Origin of the sequence: Hyphomonas sp. GM-8P (assembly GCF_003263315.1) — a bacterium.
Classification (GTDB): Bacteria; Pseudomonadota; Alphaproteobacteria; order Caulobacterales; family Hyphomonadaceae; genus Hyphomonas.
Genome location: NZ_AWFE01000144.1, coordinates 1 through 1,325, shown reverse-complemented (window position 1 = coordinate 1,325; position 1,325 = coordinate 1). Strand labels below are relative to the sequence as shown.

General features: G+C 60.5%; 1 protein-coding gene. It reads right to left on the bottom strand.

Annotated elements, in window-relative coordinates; genetic code table 11:
• Positions 1–93: 93 nt before the first annotated feature.
• Positions 94–1,229 (bottom strand): IS3 family transposase gene (locus HY26_RS18785; protein WP_112074353.1). Its coding sequence is split into 2 segments (ribosomal slippage): positions 94–977 and positions 977–1,229, totalling 1,137 coding nucleotides; the frame shifts between segments, so codons are not numbered across the junction.
• Positions 1,230–1,325 lie beyond the last annotated feature (96 nt).

The window sequence follows — 1,325 nt, the reverse complement described above, 5'->3', positions numbered from 1 at the left end:
ACCAGACATGGCCTTTATGCGCAGGCCTTAGAGGTGGCTCGGTTTGTCTGAACAGATCCCGGTCAGTCTATAAGTGGATTTCTGCCCTTTGGGTTATGCCGCAACCGGGATTGGCTGCAGCGCGTTGAAGTAGGCCTGATCTGGCGTTTGCCGGTCAAGCGATGAGTGGGGCCTCTTTGCATTGTAAAAGGAAAGATACCGGCCGATCCCGGCGCGGGCATCCGGCACGCTGGCATAGGCTCGGAGGTAGATCTCCTCGTATTTGATCGATCGCCAGAGCCGCTCGACAAAGACATTGTCCTTCCAGGCGCCGCGGCCGTCCATGCTGATCTCGATGCCGTGGTCTTTCAGGACCTTCGTGAACGCGATCGATGTGAACTGGCTTCCCTGATCGCTGTTGAAGATCTCGGGGCAGCCATACCGGGCGACGGCTTCTTCGACGGCCTCGATACAGAAGCCCACGTCCATCGTGATCGACAGCCGCCAGGCAAGCACTCTCCGGCTGAACCAGTCGACGACGGCGACGAGGTACACAAAGCCCCTCGCCATGGGCACGTAGGTGATGTCGATCGCCCAGACCTGGTTCGGCCGGGTCACCGCCAGCTTGCGCAGGAGGTAGGGATAGATCTTGTGGCCTGGCTCAGGCTTCGACGTATTGGGCTTGCGGTAGAGCGCCTCGATGCCCATCCGCTTCATCAGTGTAGAGACGTGAAGCCGCCCCACGTGCATGCCCTCCCCAGCCAGCAAGTCCCGCAGCATCCGGCTGCCCGCAAACGGGTAGTCGAGGTGCAACTGGTCGATCCGCAGCATCAGCGCCAGGTCCGTCTCGGGCACCTCGCGCGGGAGATAGTAGACGCTGCCCCGGCTGATGCCGAGCAGCGCCGCCTGACGCTTCACAGAAAGCTTGTGTTTCCGGTTGATCATTTCTTTGCGCCCGGCAACAGGCCTGCCTTGCCGAGCGCTCCGGACAAAAAATCATTCTCCAGTGCCAGCTGGCCGATCTTGGCATGAAGCTCCTTCAGATCGACGGCAGGGGTTTCTTCTTTCGGCGGATCGCCAAAGACCCCGGTCGCCCCTTCCAGGAGCTGGTCTTTCCATTGCTTGATCTGGTTGGGATGAACATCGAACTGCTGCGCAAGCTCGGCGAGGGTCTGTTCACCGCGGACAGCGGCGAGGGCCACCTTCGCTTTAAAAGCCGGACTGTGATTCCGGCGCGGTCGTCTGGGCATGGTCGTCTCCTGTGCTCGGCAAAATAGCCGATCTGCAGGCAGAAATCTCACCTAACCAACCTGTTCAGTAACCGTCCGGTCTCCCCGCCCTTGCGG